The sequence below is a fragment of the Belliella baltica DSM 15883 genome (assembly GCF_000265405.1).
In the GTDB taxonomy this organism is placed as follows: domain Bacteria; phylum Bacteroidota; class Bacteroidia; order Cytophagales; family Cyclobacteriaceae; genus Belliella; species Belliella baltica.
In genome coordinates this window covers 2983620-3000549 of record NC_018010.1, presented here as the reverse complement: position 1 = coordinate 3000549, position 16930 = coordinate 2983620, and the positions used below count along the sequence as shown (strand labels likewise).

Genomic DNA, 16930 nt, shown 5'->3' with positions numbered 1-16930 from the left:
TTGAATGAAAACATTTAGGCCTTTGTTAACTTGCAAATTCTTTATTATTGAAAATATATGATTTCATATTTCCAATCAGAAGAGCAAGCACTGTGATTAGGTGCACTGACAACTAATCCACTGATAACTTGATAATAATTATCCGCAATCATTTATCTAACAAATTACATACAAGCGCAATTGCGGATAATCAAATTTTATCTCCATAGAAAATAGCATTGAAGAATAGCTTGTTGGTTCCAAACCAAGTTCCTCTGAAGTTTGGATTATCGATGAAGTTAATTACTTTTCCTCTTCCTACAGGAGATACAAGCACACTGGCACTTTGCTTCACTTTTTCAAGATTAGAAGGGGAGATGTAACCTCCCAAAAGTGGGTTTTCTGTATACCTCACGGGAGTTTGATAAGGACTTTTTGATGGTTTGAAAAAGATGCTCGTGTTTCTATAAACTGGTATTTCCGTCATTCTGTAACCGTATCCAAGTGGATGTGTGTTGTCTAAATATGCGTTATAAATACTTCCACCAATGGCTTGCGCACCTGATTCATCTCTTCTTGATGCGTATAGCTTGCTCGCTGAAGTAGTTTCCTCATTTATAGATAAGTATTCTTCCTGAATAACCCCTTGACTTTGGAGCCATTGAGAAGCAGATCTCAAAGCGATGATCGTTCCTCCTCGGGACAACCAATCTTTCAAATGGGTCAATTGTCCTGAAGATAAACTAGAATAATTGCCTGAAGTCATGATCAGGGTCTTGTAATCAAAAAGATTTAGCCTTCCAAATGCACTCAAATCGACTTTTGAAATAGGCATTCCTACTTTGGTATCCATCAAATGCCAAATTTCGCCTGCTTCATACTGCGACGTCCCTTGCCCTACAAGCATCAAGACTTTTGGAACTTGAATAGCGGAGATATTATTACTCCCCAAGTCAATTCCAGCTTTGCTAAAACCTGTTGTGCTTGCAAATACATGTTGCCCAGATTCTTTTGCAGCAGCTTGGATTATATTTCTCAAATCAGCTTGATTCATTTTTTGAAATGCTGTAGGAATTATCAATGAACCCGCGGGGAATTCTTTTTCTCCTTGATCGGTCAAAGAAGTGAATGGTAAGGCATTGGATTCAACGTGAACTCCTGCATTTTGTATAGCATGAAGGAATTTTGGAGCAAAATAATCAGACCAATCAACCATATATGCAACATAATTTCCTATTTCTGGAAAAGCTAATTCTTGTGTTTCTAAACTGCTCAATTCTTTCCCTGCTGAAAATCCAGATTGACTTTCAAAAGGAACATTGTAGGCTAAGGCCATTGTCCATGAAGAAGCATCATAGAATACGGAATCTGCAAACTCTGTCACTTTCTCAAACATGGTTCTCACCATTCTATATTGTGGTTGAGAAGTGGGAACTACCCATGATTTTCCTTTCTTAAATTGCTTTCCTTTTACACTTATATCTCTATCATTATCATATACTTTTATTTTATGATCTAAAAGTAGCTTTAGGAATAATCTGTTTTTTGATTCATCATATTCATCACCAAAAACATAAGATTTGACAGAATTTTTGGCAGCTTCATCCATTCCTGTTTTAAAGAATTCTCTCAAATACTGATGCATGTAAATCCGCTCTTTTACACCAGCTTCCATGGTGGCCATGGATATTTTTAGCTGATTCCTGATGGTAAATTGAAACGTGATATCACCTCTTTGAGAGCTTTGGATATGCCCTCTTGAACTCCCTTGTTCAAACACCAATCCCAAGCCTCCTTGAATATCAGGATAGGTAGATCCGTATCCTGGGTAGCTGTTATCAAAGGTCTCTTTAGTCCAATACAAACTACCAATTTCATCTAATGCCTTGGAGAAATAGCCAGCGAATTTATTGTTGATCTCATCATAGTTCTTTCTAGGAACAACAGGATTTTCACTTCCAAATGGTTTGGTAGGTTCGAAGAAATAAGTGCTATTAGTTCCCATTTCATGAAAATCGCCGACCACATTTGGATACCATGAGTGATACCAAGCAATCTTACTTTGGGTCTCTACTTGTGCTAATGGCAGCCAATCTCTATTCAAGTCAAACCAATAGTGATTCACACGACCACTTGGCCAGATTTCGTTGTGCTCTCTATCCAATGGATCAGCCACAGGAGGGAAGCCACGGTGCATATTCGCCCAATTGGTATGGCGGTCTCTTCCATCAGGGTTGATAGCAGGATCAATCATAACTACTGCATTATCACGTATTCCTTTGGCCTTGTCACTTTGAGAAGCCAACAACCAATAAGCAGATAAAATAGCTGCTTCACCTCCAGAAGGTTCATTCCCATGGACGCTATAAGCCAAATTGATAATTGCAGGCATAGTGCTCACATCAGGCATATCCACTTTCGGGTCAACAAGCTTCAAATGATTATTTCTGATATTTTCCAGATTACTGATATTATTTGCATTGCTGATTACCAAAACGACGAGTGGTCTGAGTTGATTGGTATATCCCACAGTCTTCAATTCTGCCATATCCGATGATTCCGCTAATTTCTCCAAATAACCGACCATGCGGTCATAGCGGGTATGCCATTCACCAACATGGTATCCTAAATAAGAATAAGGCGAAGGGATGTCATCTGTGAATGTTTCTCCAGGAAAATAATAATCCTTTTGGGCAAAGGAAAGATTGGAAAAGGTAAAGAGAAATAGGAATAGGAGTAGAATATTTTTCATATATTTAAATTTAAAGAAATTTAAGCCTTTGAATTGACTTGCCAAAGTTAAAATCCATCAGCGGTTTAAGAATCTAAAATTAATAGAGACCAATAAAAAGAACCTATTTATCAAACCAAAAAGCCTTATGAAAATTCAATTAAGTACTTTATCTGTCCTCTTCACATTTATTTTAACTGTTCCTCTTTTTGCCCAACAAAAAGACATCAAGTTACCGCCTGAGGCAACTGAGTTTTGGGAGCCAATTCCTAGAAAAGTTGAAGCTGGAGCACAAAATCATCTTGCACCAAGTGATGCAATTATCCTTTTTGATGGACAGAATCTAAATCATTTTGTTAGCGCAAGAGACGGAGGAGAAGCCAAATGGACTGTAGAAAATGGTGCAATGACTGTACTTCCAAGAACTGGTGATATCAAGACGAAGGAAGCATTTGGAGATATGCAACTTCATATAGAATGGGCGTCGCCTACAGTAGTAAAAGGAGAGGGGCAAGGAAGAGGAAATTCAGGGGTGATCATTATGGGATTTTATGAAATTCAGGTTTTGGACTCCTTCGAAAGCAGAACCTATTCCAATGGCCAAGCAGCGAGTGTTTACAAACAATATCCACCATTAGTAAATGCCACTCGTGAACCGGGAGCATGGAATACTTATGATATATTCTTCACAGCTCCAAGATTTAATGAAGATGGAATGATCGTTTCTCCTGCAAAAGTTACCGTTGTTCACAATGGCATTCTCGTTCAAAATAGTGTAGAGCTTAAAGGTCCAACTGAATACATTGGAATCCCAAATTATAAAGTCCATGCAGCTGAATTGCCTTTTGTCCTACAAGATCATGGAGATTTGGTGAGTTTTAGAAATATCTGGGTAAGGAAGCTTTAATCAAGCTTTCTTACCTAAAAGTTGATCATAATCTTCTTGGGTATCGATGTCAATTTTTCCACGCTCAAAAACAATGATTTCACAATCTTCCAAATGATTGAAGATTACTTTTTTAGCTCCTTCTTTTTCTTTCAATTGCATTAATTCCTCAAAATATTTCTTGGTATACAAGACAGGAACTCCCAATGTATCCCCGTAGCGACAGGCTACAATTCCTTTTCTACTTTCTAATTGGGTCTTGATCATTAGGTTCAATAACTCTTTAGTCACAAAAGGTTGATCAGAGAGCATGATTAGAATTTGATCTACAGCATAATTTTCAATCATCGCAGAAAGACCTACTTTCATGCTGCTTGATAAGCCCTTTGACCAGTTTTCATTCGTAACGATTTCACACGATTGAAAATCAATCTCATTTTTGATTTGCTCTTTATAGGCTCCAAGAACAACTAGATTCACATCAGAAAGACTATCCTCAGCAATATCAATAGCAATTTGCAAGAGCTTCTCACCTTTAAAATCTAAAAGCTGTTTTGCTTGACCTAGTCGAGAGGAATTTCCTGCGGCCAAGATGATAATGCCTGTTTGTGGATAATTGGAGTTAGTCATGGATTGAGCCTTTTTTATCTCTTAGGGAATAAGGTTCCTTTTGCATCAAGACGGTTTTGATCTCTGCCAAAATAGATAAGGCAATTTCCTCAGCACCTTCAGCACCGATATTTAAACCAACAGGCCCATAAATATGCTCTTGATTCACATTTACACCTTGATTTTCTAACCTTTCAAAAAGCTTTAGACTTTTTTTCTTTGGTCCCAAAATCCCTATATAGGGCAATGAAAATGGAAGAAGCTGTTCCAGAACTTTCACCTCATATTCAAAATTATGCGTCATCAGTAAGGCGACCGTATTTTGATCAAACTCTAACTGAGAAACCACTTCATCAGCTGGCCCAACTACAATTGCTGAAGCATGTTCAAACCTTTCTTTTGTAGCATATTGTTTTCTACCGTCGATTAAAACTACTTCCCATCCAAGAAAACTCGCCATTTTACAAAGTGGAATCGTATCGTTTCCAGCTCCAAATAGACAAATTCTTATCGGTGGCTTGATCACCTCAAAAAATACATGCAAGTCATCAAAAGCCTTGTAAATATGAACTGCAGAATCAATTTGATCAACTGAATGATTTAGATCAGATAAAACTCTTGTTTTTATTGAATCATCAAGTTGATTGAAATCACCAAAAAGTTCTTCGCCTTTTCTTAAACCTATTGTTCCAATCTGAGCAGATCTTGAATTTTTAATCGAAAATATACTGATCAATGTGCTATCTAATCTTTCCTCAAAAGCTTTTTCGAGCAATAATATGGGGTTTGATTTGTTTTGATAATCGATTGGCTCCATCAGGATTTGGATTATTCCATTGCAACCCAAACCAATTCCAAATTTCTGATCATCTTCATCTGTTGTGTCATAAGTAACTAGCATGGATTGATTTTGAAAAATAACTGATTGCGCTTTTCTTAGAGCATCGCCTTCTAAGCATCCTCCGCTAATCGCACCTGTCAAATCCCCATTTTCTGAAACCAACATTCTCGCTCCAGGTCTTCGATAAGCAGAACCATCAACTTTAACCACAGTTGCAAGGGCAGACTTGATATTTGTTTTTTCGTAGATTTTGTATGCTTCCAAAATCAATTGAAATTCCTTCATTTTACTTGATTCCTTAATTAGACATTCAAGCTATGAAAAATTGACCTTTATATATCAAATCTTTTTTAAAAAGTATATTTTTCAATGCTTTCTATCTCAAAATCAGCAGGAAAAGATCATTTAAAAAAGAGAGGTAAATATTCTGAAAGAAAATTTATTGAAACATTTAAAAATACTTCTTAAGATAAAATAGGAATTCTTCGAAAAAACTTGGTATTTTGTAGATATGACAAAATCAAGAGAAACCTTTAACAAGAAAGAAAAGGAAAAATTAAGACAAAAAAAGAAACAGGAAAAGGTAGATAAGAAGGAAGCACGTAAATCAAGTGAAAAATCGACAGATTTTGAAGATATGATTGCTTATGTTGATGAATTCGGAAACATCACCTCAACACCACCTGACCCAACCAAAAAGAAAAAAGAAATCGATGTGGATAGCATCGAAATCGGTGTTTCTAAAGCTGTAGAAACGGAAGATGATGGCGGTGGACGTAAAGGAAAAGTTACTTTTTTTAATGATTCAAAAGGATATGGTTTTATCAAAGACGAACAAACTCAAGAGAGTATTTTCGTTCATGTAAATGGTTGTATTGACCAAATTCAGGAAAATGATAAAGTCACGTTTGAAACAGAGAAAACAGCAAAAGGATTAAGTGCAATAGAAGTGAAGCTAGTTGAAAAATGAAAATAGCTAGTTTAGCAGAACTTAAAAAAGAATTGAAGTATCTGAATGAAAAAGAACTTCAAGACATAATTATTGATCTAAGTAAGTTCAGCACTGAAAACAAAGCATATTTATTCTTCAAATTATTTGAAAAAGAAAATCCTAGGATTTTTGTCGAAATGGTGAAAGAGGAGTTGGAACTTGAATTTCAAAAAGCCAACACCAGGAATTACCATTTCGCCAAAAAATCTGCACAATTGATCAGAAGAAAACTGAACAAAAACCTTAAACTTTCTAAAGACAAAACAATTCATATTGAATTGATTATTTTTTTCTGCCAAAACTTAAAGGATTATGGCTATTTACAATATAATCATCCTGTAATCTCTAATCTCTTCGAAATTCAAATTGGCAAAGCCCAAAAGCTAATTGAAAAACTTCATGAAGATTTGCAATACGATTATCAATTGATTATTGACGAATTGATTTAAGAAAATTATTTTTCTTTCTTGCTGTATTCCTACTTAAGTGAAAAAGTACAAATTCTCCACGTTATTTTTTGCAGAAAATAAGTTAAGCATGATTTCAATAATTTAAGTAGAATAGCTGGGATGATAATATTCCAGCTATTTTTTTGAACGTATTTAGAATATAAAGTTATATAATTTATATTATGTTAAATAGTATTTTCAAATAACCGCTTACCTATTGAAAGATTGTAAAATTGGAAAAGCCTTACTCCTAGGCGTTGCATACAGTGCTTCAATTGGTGGTTTGGCGACCTTGATTGGTACACCGACAAATATCATCTTAGCGAGTATCGTCAAGGAAATTTATCAATATGAAATCACATTCAACCAATGGATGCTTTTTGGATTACCAATTTCAATTCTATTACTCTTTTTGACCTGGTATTACCTTACTTATTTTGCATACAAATTTGATAAAAATCAAAGTATACTTGCTGGAAAGCAAGAAATTGACAAGCAATTGCAAGCTATTGGGCCAATGACAGTTGAGGAAAAACGTGTTGGTATTGTCTTTGGATTAGTGAGTTTAGCATGGATTACGAGAACTGCGTATTTGCAAAAACTTTTACCTGGGTTAGATGATACCATTATAGCACTTTCAGGAGTCTTACTTTTGTTCTTAATCCCCTCTTCTACTCCGAAAACTAAGCTATTAGATTGGAAAACTGCTGAAAAAATCCCTTGGGGAATCTTACTTCTCTTTGGCGGCGGATTATCATTGGCCGAAGGTTTTAGCGCAACACGTTTAGCTGAATGGATTGGCAATCAATTTGTCTTTTTAGATTTTATTGCTTTTGGTTTATTCTTATTAATTATCATCATTTCTGTAAACTTTCTCACTGAGATCACCTCCAATATGGCGACAGCTTCTATGCTATTGCCAATTTTAGCAGCTATCTCCTACTCTATGGATGTTCACCCATTTAGCTTGATGGTTGGCGCCACGATGGCCTCTAGTTGTGCCTTTATGCTTCCAGTGGCTACACCACCAAATGCTGTCGTGTTTGGTTCAGGCTATTTGGAAATGAAAGACATGATCAAAGCTGGATTTTGGTTGAACATCATTTCGATAATTATTATTACAGTTACAACTCGGTATTATTTGCCCAATATTTGGAATATTGATTTATTGAAATATCCATTTTAATAAGTGTTTTATAGTTTTGTTCCAAAAATAAATACCATATTTTTACTTAAATCAAATCCTTAGATGCTTATGGAAGTAAAAAAGTTTTTTCGAAAAAAGATCCTTAAGTCGAATTCTATCTTTGCAACCATTCTTGCAATTTCATTATTCTCTTGTGGCAATCATTCTGAAAAATCGAATGAAACCTCAGAAGTAGTCATTTCAAAGATCGATACGGTAATTGTCGATAGCCAAAATGAAGCATTATTTTTAAATTGGGGTCTTAGCAATGCAAGCCTTTCTACTGACAGTCGATTTCTTTACAACCTAAACATTGATGAAACATCTCTTGAAATAATTGACTTAGATCAAGTAAGCTTTGTTAATAAAATTAAATTAGAAAAAGAGGGTCCTGATGGTATAGGAAACAATGGTCGTGGCGGAATCATCAGTTTGAATGACTCCCTAATATATTTCTCAGGCTATCCTGCCTCTATTATTATGACTACAAGAGGAAAAAAATCTCCTTTACTCAATAATCTTCCAACATTAAAAAAGAAATTCACCGATTTGGGAAAGGATTTACTGTACGAAAAAGTTAATCCAAAAAATTTACAAAGTATATACGGGATTTTAGTAAAATTTCCTGGATTAGCGCATGAACTAGGTATGTTAAATCTCAATACCGGAGATACTAGCAGAATAGAACTTCCAGAATGGGAGAACTTGGAAAATTTTTCGATGATTTTAAATAACCCTGACTTTTACGATGTCTATGAAGCAAGGATTTTCTTGAAGTATCTCAACGATAAAGTGATTTTGGGCACCAATGTCAAAAGTCACCTCTATGTTTTTGATATTACACAAGGAAAATTGGATTATGTTAAAATCGAAAATACAGTTACAAGTCCAGAAAGGGTTGCAAAGCTTCCAAAAGAAGTAAGTGATCCTGACCAATATTTTTCGTTATGGAAAAAAACAGAAAGCGAAATCACTTTTCACGAACCTGTTTGGGATAATGAAAACCAGTGGTATTATCGCCTTGCTCATGTAAATAAATTTGATGATGATATAACTGGATATCCCACTCCAAACTCTGCGGACGTTTATATAAACATACTAGATAAGAATTTCAAACTCGTGTCGGAAATACCGCTAACTCAACTCAATACAGCACCAAGCTTTTATTTTGCTAAAGATGGAAAACTTTGGTTGTTTAAAAATATTGATGATGAGATGGCTTTTATTAGGATTGAATTTAGAAACAAGAATTAAAACAAAGTTCCAATTCTTTTTTTCAACAAAGAAAATAGATTCATCCAAATCCCCCAACTTTTAAGATCGATCCTTGGTCTCAAAAAATCATTCAAAAAGGTATAAAAACAAAAAAGGATAACATTTCTGTTATCCTTTTGAGCCTCTTATCGGGATCGAACCAATGACCTACTGATTACAAGTCATAATTTTAACCTTCCTTTATCTTCTCTTGGTTTCAAAAAGTGCCATTTTTAGCTAAAAAAGCCACTTTTTATTCCTTTCTTTTCTCTTATTATGTTGTTTTTAACCCTCTCTGTATGTATATTGTATGTATCAAATCAGAGTCAAATTCGATTTTAACATACTGTTTTTCAATGTAATATGATTGGAGTTACCACAGCTATAATACAAGATAGGCGCATTAAAAGAAAAGATGGCACCTACTCCATTAAACTCCGGGTTACTTTCAATAGGGAGCAGAAATACTACCCCCTTAATATTTCTTTAACCCCAGAGGATTGGGAAAAAACCAATATCCAGAAGCCCAGGAATGAAGCCAAAGAGCGTAGAATCTATTTCAATAAGATTGAACAAAGGGCTATAGAAATCATCAAAGAACTTCACCCCTTCTCCTTCCAGTCTTTCGAGAAGAAATTCAACCAAAAAACAGATCGTAGCAAGGATGTTCTTAGCTATATGGAGTCATACATCAAGCAGCTATCTAAAGACGGAAGAAGTGGCACAGCCGATAGCTATAAATGCGCTTCCAATTCTTTTTCAAAATTCATTAAGACCCGAAACCGAAAGAAACTTCAGTTTGCAGATATTACCCCAGATTGGTTAAAAGACTACGAAAAGTGGATGGTTGACACTGGCAAAAGTTTAACCAGTACTGGCATCTACCTGAGAAGCCTCCGCACCATCATGAATATTGGAATTGAGGAAGGCATAATTTCACAAGAGTTCTACCCTTTCGGCAAACGTAAGTATCAAATTCCTGCTGGTCGCAATATCAAGAAAGCCCTCACTCTTGCAGACATTAAGAAGATAGTCACTTACGAGCCAACTACAGAACCTGAGCAAAGAGCCCGTGATCTTTGGATATTCAGCTATTTATGCAATGGAGCAAACATTAAGGACATTGCACGGCTGCAATACAAAAACATCGATTCCAAAAAGATCACATTTGTGAGGGCAAAAACCGAGCGAACCACCAAGCAGGATTTAAAGCCCATAATGGTCGTACTCCTTCCAGAGATACACGCAATCATTGATCGATGGGGTGCAAAGCCGGCTTTACCAGAAACCTACGTTTTCGAATTGCTTAAGAAAACAGACACCCCAGACCAGATACTTGCCAAAGTTCGACAGGCTACCAAAACAATTAACAAGTACATGAAGCGAATTGCTAATCACCTGGAGCTAGACATAAACCTGACCACATACACTGCTCGCCATTCATTTGCTACCGTCCTCAAACGATCAGGAGCACCCACTGAATTTATCAGCGAAAGTCTTGGGCACAAAGACCTGCGAACAACTGAAAACTATTTGGATAGCTTTGAGGATAACGTTAAAGAATCATTCCAAAAACAGCTTCTCAATTTTGAATGATGAAAATATTATCTAACAATCAAACAAAAATACTTGACGACATTCTCTACCAGGGGCTTCGCCCTTGGTCAGAGAAAAACAGCGTGGACGAAAAGTTTGCTCCAAAGTTCCGTGCCCTGAAAGAAGCCTCCACTGATTATCAATTCCGGTATGAAATCAAATTTGAAAGGCCATTTGACAACAAAACCAAGTACTACTCAAAGCTGATTCTAAACACCCTCAAAACGGACGTTGAAAGGCTCTACAACCTCATCAGTGAAGATGATACTGAAAACCTAATCCGCTATTGGCTGGATGATACTTTGAACAAGCGTTTAAAGACCCGTTTAAAAGACATTGGAAAGCTGATTAAAGAGAAGGAATGAAGCTGCTACATTTGATTGGACAGTAAGTTAAGCCCCTTAACTTAGAATCAATGAAAGACAGGACAAGAAGAAGCTTTGACAAGGAATTTAAGAAGATGGTTGTCGAACTTCACAAGGGTGGTAAATCATCCAATGAGATTGGTAGGGAGCTGGGAATCCCCGGCGATATGGTACGCCGTTGGAGTAGGGAGTATGAATTCCACGGTGATCAAAGCTTTGCAGGGAACGGAAAACCGATACTGAGTGCTGAGCAACGTGAAATAGCCGAATTGAAAAAAGCGCTGAAAGAAGCCCAGATCGAGCGGGATATCTTAAAAAAGGCCGTAAGCATCTTCTCCAAGAGCGACAACAAATATTCAGGTTCATGAGCGATCACCGAGAGGAATTTGCTGTTGAGAAGATGTGTCAGGTTTTCGGTGTTTCCAGAAGTAGTTTTTACGATTGGCTAAACAGGAAACCTTCCAAAAGAGCCTTAGAAAACGATGTATTGCGACAAACCATCCAAGAGGTGACAGCGCAAACCAAATCCAGACTTGGCAGTCCAAAACTGACCCTGGAGCTCGAGGGCCGAGGGATCTTTATCTCCAGACCCAGGGTAGCCAGACTGATGAAATTGATGGGTATCCGGAGTGTCATCAGTAAGAAATTCAAGGTATGTACCACCGAATCTGATCATCCGTATGCTCCGTCAAAGAACGTGTTAGACCGGGATTTTACCGCTACACGACCGGGAGAGAAATGGGTGTCCGATATCACTTATGTAAGAACTCAGCAAGGCTGGCTATATCTGACAATAGTAATGGATCTATTCGACCGGAAAATCATCGGTTGGTCTATGAGCAGGACACTGGAGGCGAATCCAACGGTGGTCGCAGCACTGCAAATGGCACTGAGAAACAGGCCGGTAAATCCCAATGAATTGATATTCCATTCCGACCGTGGAGTCCAGTACGCCTGTGAAGAGTTCAGGTCCTTGTTGCAGAACCACCGGATAATCCAGAGTATGAGCCGAAAAGGAAACTGTTGGGACAATGCCGTGGCAGAGAACTTCTTTAAAATCATCAAATCAGAATTGATCTACCAGCTTCCACTATTGAACATCGGACAGACACAGATTGAGATTTTTGAGTTTATCGAAATATGGTACAACAAAAAGAGAAAACATTCCTACTTGAATTACCTCACCCCGGAGCAATTCGGAGAAAAAACAAAAACAAAAGCAGCCTAAAGAAAACTGAACTCGAACTAATGAGGGGGATTTTTTTTCTAAATCCCACTCATTAGTTGAGTAGCCCCGCGGCAGGCGGCATTAAATCAAATCAGAAACAGGCTTAAAAATATTGTCCAGTTTTTTGTAGCAAATCCATCGGTGGAGTGTTTATTACCCAAATCAACCCAAACCGAATCCTGACCAAAACCATTGTGGAGAAACTCACCGAGGATCTCCAGGATAAAGTGTTCGACACCAAAATCCGAATCAACGTAGCATTGGCCGAAGCACAGCTGCAGGGACAAAGCATATTTGACTATGCACCAGACTCGAACGGAGCTAAGGATTATGAACTGCTGGTCGATGAAATTTTAAGCAAGTTAAACTGATAAAAATATGGCGAAGAAACTGAACGATCCTAGCAAGGGAAACAAAAACCTTGGCGCAAAACAAAGAGGTCTCGGAATGCTGATCAACCCTGAATCTGAGATACAACAAAAAGAAAAATCATCAAGCAAAGAGTTTGACACAGAAGATGTGAAAATCTACTCACTCCGGATTCCAACTGATATGTTCGATAAGTTAAAATATGAGATAGGTAGGGAAACCAAGGCTTCAATGAGAGATATGATTCTGACGGCGGTTGCTAAGCATTATGGGATTTAGGAAAAGGTTACTCCTTTTTGCACAATTAAAGCCACCTGAAAGGATGGCTTTGTTTCTTATGAAAGACTTTACGTTTTGCTTGATTTTAATACGGTTTTTTGAACAAAGACACGCACATGTAAAAAATTAATTTGTAGAAAAAGGCTAATCAAGCACTTCAGCCCTAATTACGTTTATACAATGTGGGAGGGGAGTGTTAGCCGAACTCTGTCCTTCCCTTCTCTTGGGGTAACCCAAGAGAAGGGAACTAAATAATTATTTTATTCCGCGTCCAAAACTAACCTCCCCTCAAATCTAATGGCAAACTGTTGGACTGTCAACCCCCAGTTATGGATAGGGGCCGTCCATTTCCGTTCGATCCTCTTTGCAGCAAGATACACCAGTTTCAGCAGTGCCATATCACTTGTGAAAGCCCCTTTTATTTTGGTGACTTTCCTAACCTGCCGGTGATAGCCTTCAACCGCGTTGGTGGTATAAATGATCTTTCTGTTGGGTTTGGTATAGGCAAAATAGGCACTAAGACGTTCCCAGTTGCTGTTCCATGAACGGACCACCACAGGGTATTTCTTCCCCCACTTTTCTTCCAGGTCCAACAGGGCAGACTCTGCCCCGTCTTTGGTATCTGCCCCATAGATAAGTTTCAGGTCAGCGGCAAGCTCCTTCTGCTCCTTACTAGCTACATACTTCAGGCTGTTGCGGATCTGGTGGACGATACAGAGCTGTACCTCAGCCTTAGGGAAAATAGAATGGATTGCTTCAGGGAATCCCGTCAGGTTATCTGTACAGGCGATCAGGATATCCTTTACCCCACGGTGCTGCAGGTCACTTAGGACCTGGAGCCAGAAGTTGGCCCCCTCACTTTCAGAAAGAAACATGCCCAACAGCTCTTTCTTCCCTTATTTGTTGATACCCAAAACATTGTACAGGGCCTTATGCCTCACCTTACCATCTTCCCGCACCTTGAAGTGCATCGCATCAAGCCATACGATACAATATACATCCTCTAAAGGACGGCTCTGCCATTCTTTCACCTTTGGGACCACCCGGTCTGTAATCCCGCTGATCACTTCGGTGGAGACCTCTGTATATACATCTCCCGGATATGGGCTGATATATCCCACATACTGCCTCCCATGCCATACAGGGCGGATCTGGTCTTCCAGACTGTCGGCTAATATGCGCTGCCTTTTTTTCACTATTTTAGGCTCAAAGCCACTTTTTCGGTCCTGTGGGGTCTCGATCGTTACTTCTCCCAGGTTACTCTTGACAATCTTGTTGCCCGTGCCGTTTCGCTTGTTGCCCGATGACCAACCATTTTCTTCATCCCGAAGATGCTCTTCCATCTCTGCGTGGAGCGCCTCTTCCAAAAACTCTTTGAGTATCGGCGCTAAGGCTCCGTCCTTTCGGAACAGGTTGTCACCTGATAAAAACTGTTTTAATACTTTTTTCTTGAATGCTGATTCTTGTTCTTTCATACTGCTCTATCTTAAAATTCAAAGCTTTAGACAGAGTTAAGATTACACACTCGATCGATAGAAATTCCATTATCGGATTTTCATACATTTTGTATTTCTTTTGTGCACTCATGTCAATGTGTTTTAATTATTTAATCAATTTTTCTATAATATAAGCTGGAACCTGGGCTGAATACGCATCTTCATCATTAAGTTGATTTTTGGTAACAAGTTCCAACTCGAAGATTAGCCCTAATACAAAAACCTTATCCATTTTTAGCTCTTGATAGAAGTTGTCATATTTTCTTTTTCCCAATAAATTGATCCCATAGAGATGAAAAACATGAATAATTTTACGGAGTTTAGAATAGCTTCCCATCTCTTAATAATTATAATATTCTATACTTTGTTATTTGTTCACTGGCAACCATTTCCCCTATTTTTATCAGTTCATCTGCTTTATGAAAGTCGAAGGTATTGGCCGAATCATTAGGGATATTGATTAAGATATCCGGTTTGTACCTTTCAATATGCTGCCTGGCAATTTTATGTATCATAGCAGCAGTGGTTGTGGTTAACATAGAATAATAACCTAAACTTCCTTTATCTCCTGATGAAACCAGTTTGGCCATATTTTTCATGAGGCCATTAAGCTGGTTATCGTTCGAATTGTTATTTGGCAAAACATTTTTGTTTAATTCATTTTTTTTATCTCCGTATAGATTTACCACAACAAGAATGTAATCCTGTTTACGTTCTACATACTCAATGGGAACCGGATTTAACACCCCCCCGTCTACCAGCAATAAGTTCTTATACATAACCGGTATAAAAACGGTTGGAATTGCTACCGATGCCCGAATGGCCTCATAAAAACTACCCGATTTAAAAATCATTTCGCGTTCGTTCAGCAGATCAGTAGCTACAGCCGCAAAAGGAATACGCATCTCCTCAATGTTCATGTCGGGGATAATTGTTTTCATTTTGTCAAATACTTTATCCCCTTTCAGTAACCCGGAGGTTGACAAAGCAAAATCCAAAAGTCCCCAGATTACCTGTCGGTTTATTGTTTTTACCCAATCGGTGTATTCGGGTAATTTACCCATCGCGTGGAGTCCGCCAATAACAGCGCCTATAGAAGATCCCGAAATAGAGGATATTTCAAACCCTTGTTTCTCCAATTCATTAATAGCACCAATATGAGCCAGCCCTCTTGAGCCGCCACTTGATAATACTAATGATACTTTCCTTTTCATCTTTTAAAATTCATTCATTAATTTCTATTCTATCATTTAATCCAGATGGTTAGCCATTTCTACTTTTGAGTACAAATAGCATTGCTTTAACGCATGTTCTTAACCTCTCTACTGGTACCGGTAACTTGTAAATAGGTTGATATTGCCAGTTGATATTGAGTTTTGGCTTCAATCAATTTATCAGCAGTTTCTGTTTGCAGTGCTTGTGCTTCCAGTAAGTCCGAAAGGGTGACAACACCACTGTTATAACTGGTCTGCATTACTTTCAGATTCTCATCGGTTTGCTTTACAGTTTCTTCCATCATTATAATTTGACGATAAGATTCGTTTACATCAGTCCAGGCTTTTTCCATCTGAAGCTTTAATAAACCTTTGGTATCATTGAAAGTGTTCTCGGCAATTTGTTCCTTGATTTTATGTTCCTTGATGGCGTGCGAGCCTCCCCACCAATCGGAAATGGGTATAGACACTGTGCCATAAACCAAACCATTGGTAGTAGTATTAGTTCCTTCGTAATAGCTGTTGAAGGAATAACCAGCAGCACCTACAGCTAACTGAGGCATATAATCGCCCCTTTTCATTTTAGTTTGTAACTGCTCTGCTTTTACCGATTGCTGCAACAACTGATATTCTGCCCGGTTTGGTAATGCAGCTTCGATATCGGTGTAATAAGTGTTTGGCAATTGTATGTTTTGCAAATCTTCCTGCAATACCAGCGCTGAGTCATACACTATACCGATGGTTTGACAGAACTGCCTAATCGCTAACTGCTTGCCGCTTTGCAGTTTGCTTTTATTGGTTCTAAGTTCACTTTGCTTTATCTGTACTTTCAACGCATCGTTTTTAATAATTAACCCTGATTTGAAGGCATCCTTTACTTGCTTGCTTACATCGTTTAACAACGCTTCATATTGTGCGATGGTCTTTTCTTTTTCCTGAAGCACTACAATCTGCCAGTATTGTTGTTCTGTTTTTAATAGCGTTTCATTTAAACTTAATTGTTGTTGCTTCTCTTTTACGTCAACTCCCAATTGGGCGAGTTTATTTCCGTTGCTGATTTTTCCACCAACAAAAATGGGTTGGGTTATATTGAGTAATCCAACCGTTGCTCTATCTAAAAGCTGGAGGTTTAAACCTGGAAAATAAGCAAACTCTGTTGCCGTTGCGAGGTTAGCCGGATTGCCGTCATATACCGGCAAATTTCCTCCCGGCATATTGAATTTAATGATGGGGTCCATCGCACGCATAGCAAATGCTGTTGCACTTACTTTAGGAAAGTAGTTGGTAAAAGCATTTTTCTTTACCTCCTGAGCCATCTCCATTTCCAATGCACTGTTTTTAATGTGTACATTATTTTTAATCGCCAAGTCTTTACTTTCTTGTAGGCTCAGCGTTGTCTGGCTGTATCCTTCTGTTATGAGAAATAAAGTGGCAGCTATGATAATTATCTTTTTCAT

Annotated in this window: 16 protein-coding genes and 2 pseudogenes; 11 read left to right on the top strand and 7 right to left on the bottom strand. The window is 37.9% G+C overall.

The features are described 5' to 3' along the window. Positions 1-190: 190 nt before the first annotated feature. A complete protein-coding gene (locus BELBA_RS13680) occupies positions 191-2731 on the bottom strand; it encodes a M14 family zinc carboxypeptidase (protein ID WP_014773281.1) in 2541 nt (846 codons plus the stop codon). Between the two features lie 127 nt (positions 2732-2858). Between BELBA_RS13680 and BELBA_RS13675 the strand changes: the two genes are divergently transcribed. Next, positions 2859-3617, top strand: coding sequence for a 3-keto-disaccharide hydrolase (locus BELBA_RS13675; RefSeq protein ID WP_014773280.1), 759 nt, complete (start codon positions 2859-2861; stop codon positions 3615-3617). Here the strand turns inward: BELBA_RS13675 and BELBA_RS13670 are convergent, their stop codons facing one another. Beyond that, complete coding sequence (locus BELBA_RS13670) at positions 3618-4226, bottom strand: nucleotidyltransferase family protein (protein WP_014773279.1); 609 nt, start codon at positions 4224-4226, stop codon at positions 3618-3620. Then, a complete protein-coding gene (locus tag BELBA_RS13665; RefSeq protein WP_014773278.1) occupies positions 4219-5331 on the bottom strand; it encodes an XdhC family protein in 1113 nt (370 codons plus the stop codon). The genes BELBA_RS13670 and BELBA_RS13665 overlap by 8 nt, the downstream gene beginning before the upstream one ends. Before the next feature lie 226 nt (positions 5332-5557). Here BELBA_RS13665 and BELBA_RS13660 point away from each other — a divergent pair, with 226 nt between their 5' ends. The 10 genes and pseudogenes from BELBA_RS13660 (at position 5558) to BELBA_RS13615 (ending at position 12763) form a co-directional block, all read left to right on the top strand. Then, positions 5558-6016, top strand: coding sequence for a cold-shock protein (locus tag BELBA_RS13660; protein WP_014773276.1), 459 nt, complete (start codon positions 5558-5560; stop codon positions 6014-6016). After that, positions 6013-6486, top strand: coding sequence for a hypothetical protein (locus BELBA_RS13655; RefSeq protein WP_014773275.1), 474 nt, complete (start codon positions 6013-6015; stop codon positions 6484-6486). The genes BELBA_RS13660 and BELBA_RS13655 overlap by 4 nt, the downstream gene beginning before the upstream one ends. Positions 6487-6715: 229 nt before the next feature. Continuing rightward, a pseudogene (locus tag BELBA_RS13650) lies at positions 6716-7672 on the top strand (SLC13 family permease); the annotation flags it as partial. Positions 7673-7741: 69 nt separating this feature from the next. Then, on the top strand, positions 7742-8926 hold the full coding sequence (locus tag BELBA_RS13645) for a DUF4221 family protein (RefSeq protein WP_157466098.1): 1185 nt from the start codon (positions 7742-7744) through the stop codon (positions 8924-8926). A 363-nt stretch (positions 8927-9289) separates the two neighbouring features. Further along, the gene (locus tag BELBA_RS13640; RefSeq protein ID WP_014773273.1) at positions 9290-10522 is read left to right on the top strand and encodes a site-specific integrase; all 1233 of its coding nucleotides are present in this window, start codon (positions 9290-9292) and stop codon (positions 10520-10522) included. Next, positions 10519-10887 carry a hypothetical protein gene (locus tag BELBA_RS13635; RefSeq protein ID WP_014773272.1) on the top strand — a complete coding sequence of 123 codons (369 nt, stop codon included), beginning with the start codon at positions 10519-10521 and terminating at the stop codon, positions 10885-10887. The genes BELBA_RS13640 and BELBA_RS13635 overlap by 4 nt, the downstream gene beginning before the upstream one ends. A 50-nt stretch (positions 10888-10937) precedes the next feature. Further along, positions 10938-11255: a transposase gene (locus BELBA_RS13630; protein WP_014773271.1), complete on the top strand. Its 318-nt coding sequence runs from the start codon at positions 10938-10940 to the stop codon at positions 11253-11255. Next, a complete protein-coding gene (locus tag BELBA_RS13625; RefSeq protein ID WP_157466182.1) occupies positions 11156-12115 on the top strand; it encodes an IS3 family transposase in 960 nt (319 codons plus the stop codon). Before BELBA_RS13630 ends, BELBA_RS13625 begins: the two co-directional genes overlap by 100 nt. A gap of 146 nt (positions 12116-12261) precedes the next feature. Beyond that, positions 12262-12486 carry a ParA family protein gene (locus BELBA_RS13620; protein WP_052307635.1) on the top strand — a complete coding sequence of 75 codons (225 nt, stop codon included), beginning with the start codon at positions 12262-12264 and terminating at the stop codon, positions 12484-12486. Positions 12487-12493: 7 nt separating this feature from the next. After that, the gene (locus tag BELBA_RS13615) at positions 12494-12763 is read left to right on the top strand and encodes a hypothetical protein (protein WP_014773269.1); all 270 of its coding nucleotides are present in this window, start codon (positions 12494-12496) and stop codon (positions 12761-12763) included. Between the two features lie 260 nt (positions 12764-13023). On the opposite strand, the pseudogene BELBA_RS13610 reads toward BELBA_RS13615, so the two are convergent. From BELBA_RS13610 to BELBA_RS13595, 4 genes and pseudogenes are all read right to left on the bottom strand, one after another. After that, a pseudogene (locus tag BELBA_RS13610) lies at positions 13024-14238 on the bottom strand (IS256 family transposase). Positions 14239-14365: 127 nt separating this feature from the next. Then, the gene (locus BELBA_RS13605) at positions 14366-14596 is read right to left on the bottom strand and encodes a hypothetical protein (RefSeq protein ID WP_014773267.1); all 231 of its coding nucleotides are present in this window, start codon (positions 14594-14596) and stop codon (positions 14366-14368) included. 10 nt (positions 14597-14606) lie between these two features. Continuing rightward, complete coding sequence (locus BELBA_RS13600; protein WP_014773266.1) at positions 14607-15473, bottom strand: patatin-like phospholipase family protein; 867 nt, start codon at positions 15471-15473, stop codon at positions 14607-14609. Positions 15474-15559: 86 nt separating this feature from the next. Next, positions 15560-16930: a TolC family protein gene (locus BELBA_RS13595; RefSeq protein ID WP_014773265.1), complete on the bottom strand. Its 1371-nt coding sequence runs from the start codon at positions 16928-16930 to the stop codon at positions 15560-15562.

What these genes read in the sequence shown, in the direction of transcription:
- BELBA_RS13645 (WP_157466098.1), top strand. Translation starts at nt 7,742, where the DNA reads ATGGAAGTAAAAAAGTTTTTTCGAAAAAAGATCCTTAAGTCGAATTCT.
- BELBA_RS13630 (WP_014773271.1), top strand. Translation starts at nt 10,938, where the DNA reads ATGAAAGACAGGACAAGAAGAAGCTTTGACAAGGAATTTAAGAAGATG.
- BELBA_RS13595 (WP_014773265.1), bottom strand. Translation starts at nt 16,930, where the DNA reads ATGAAAAAGATAATTATCATAGCTGCCACTTTATTTCTCATAACAGAA.
- BELBA_RS13665 (WP_014773278.1), bottom strand. Translation starts at nt 5,331, where the DNA reads ATGAAGGAATTTCAATTGATTTTGGAAGCATACAAAATCTACGAAAAA.
- BELBA_RS13640 (WP_014773273.1), top strand. Translation starts at nt 9,290, where the DNA reads ATGATTGGAGTTACCACAGCTATAATACAAGATAGGCGCATTAAAAGA.
- BELBA_RS13655 (WP_014773275.1), top strand. Translation starts at nt 6,013, where the DNA reads ATGAAAATAGCTAGTTTAGCAGAACTTAAAAAAGAATTGAAGTATCTG.
- BELBA_RS13670 (WP_014773279.1), bottom strand. Translation starts at nt 4,226, where the DNA reads ATGACTAACTCCAATTATCCACAAACAGGCATTATCATCTTGGCCGCA.
- BELBA_RS13615 (WP_014773269.1), top strand. Translation starts at nt 12,494, where the DNA reads ATGGCGAAGAAACTGAACGATCCTAGCAAGGGAAACAAAAACCTTGGC.
- BELBA_RS13600 (WP_014773266.1), bottom strand. Translation starts at nt 15,473, where the DNA reads ATGAAAAGGAAAGTATCATTAGTATTATCAAGTGGCGGCTCAAGAGGG.
- BELBA_RS13660 (WP_014773276.1), top strand. Translation starts at nt 5,558, where the DNA reads ATGACAAAATCAAGAGAAACCTTTAACAAGAAAGAAAAGGAAAAATTA.
- BELBA_RS13635 (WP_014773272.1), top strand. Translation starts at nt 10,519, where the DNA reads ATGATGAAAATATTATCTAACAATCAAACAAAAATACTTGACGACATT.
- BELBA_RS13675 (WP_014773280.1), top strand. Translation starts at nt 2,859, where the DNA reads ATGAAAATTCAATTAAGTACTTTATCTGTCCTCTTCACATTTATTTTA.
- BELBA_RS13680 (WP_014773281.1), bottom strand. Translation starts at nt 2,731, where the DNA reads ATGAAAAATATTCTACTCCTATTCCTATTTCTCTTTACCTTTTCCAAT.
- BELBA_RS13605 (WP_014773267.1), bottom strand. Translation starts at nt 14,596, where the DNA reads ATGGGAAGCTATTCTAAACTCCGTAAAATTATTCATGTTTTTCATCTC.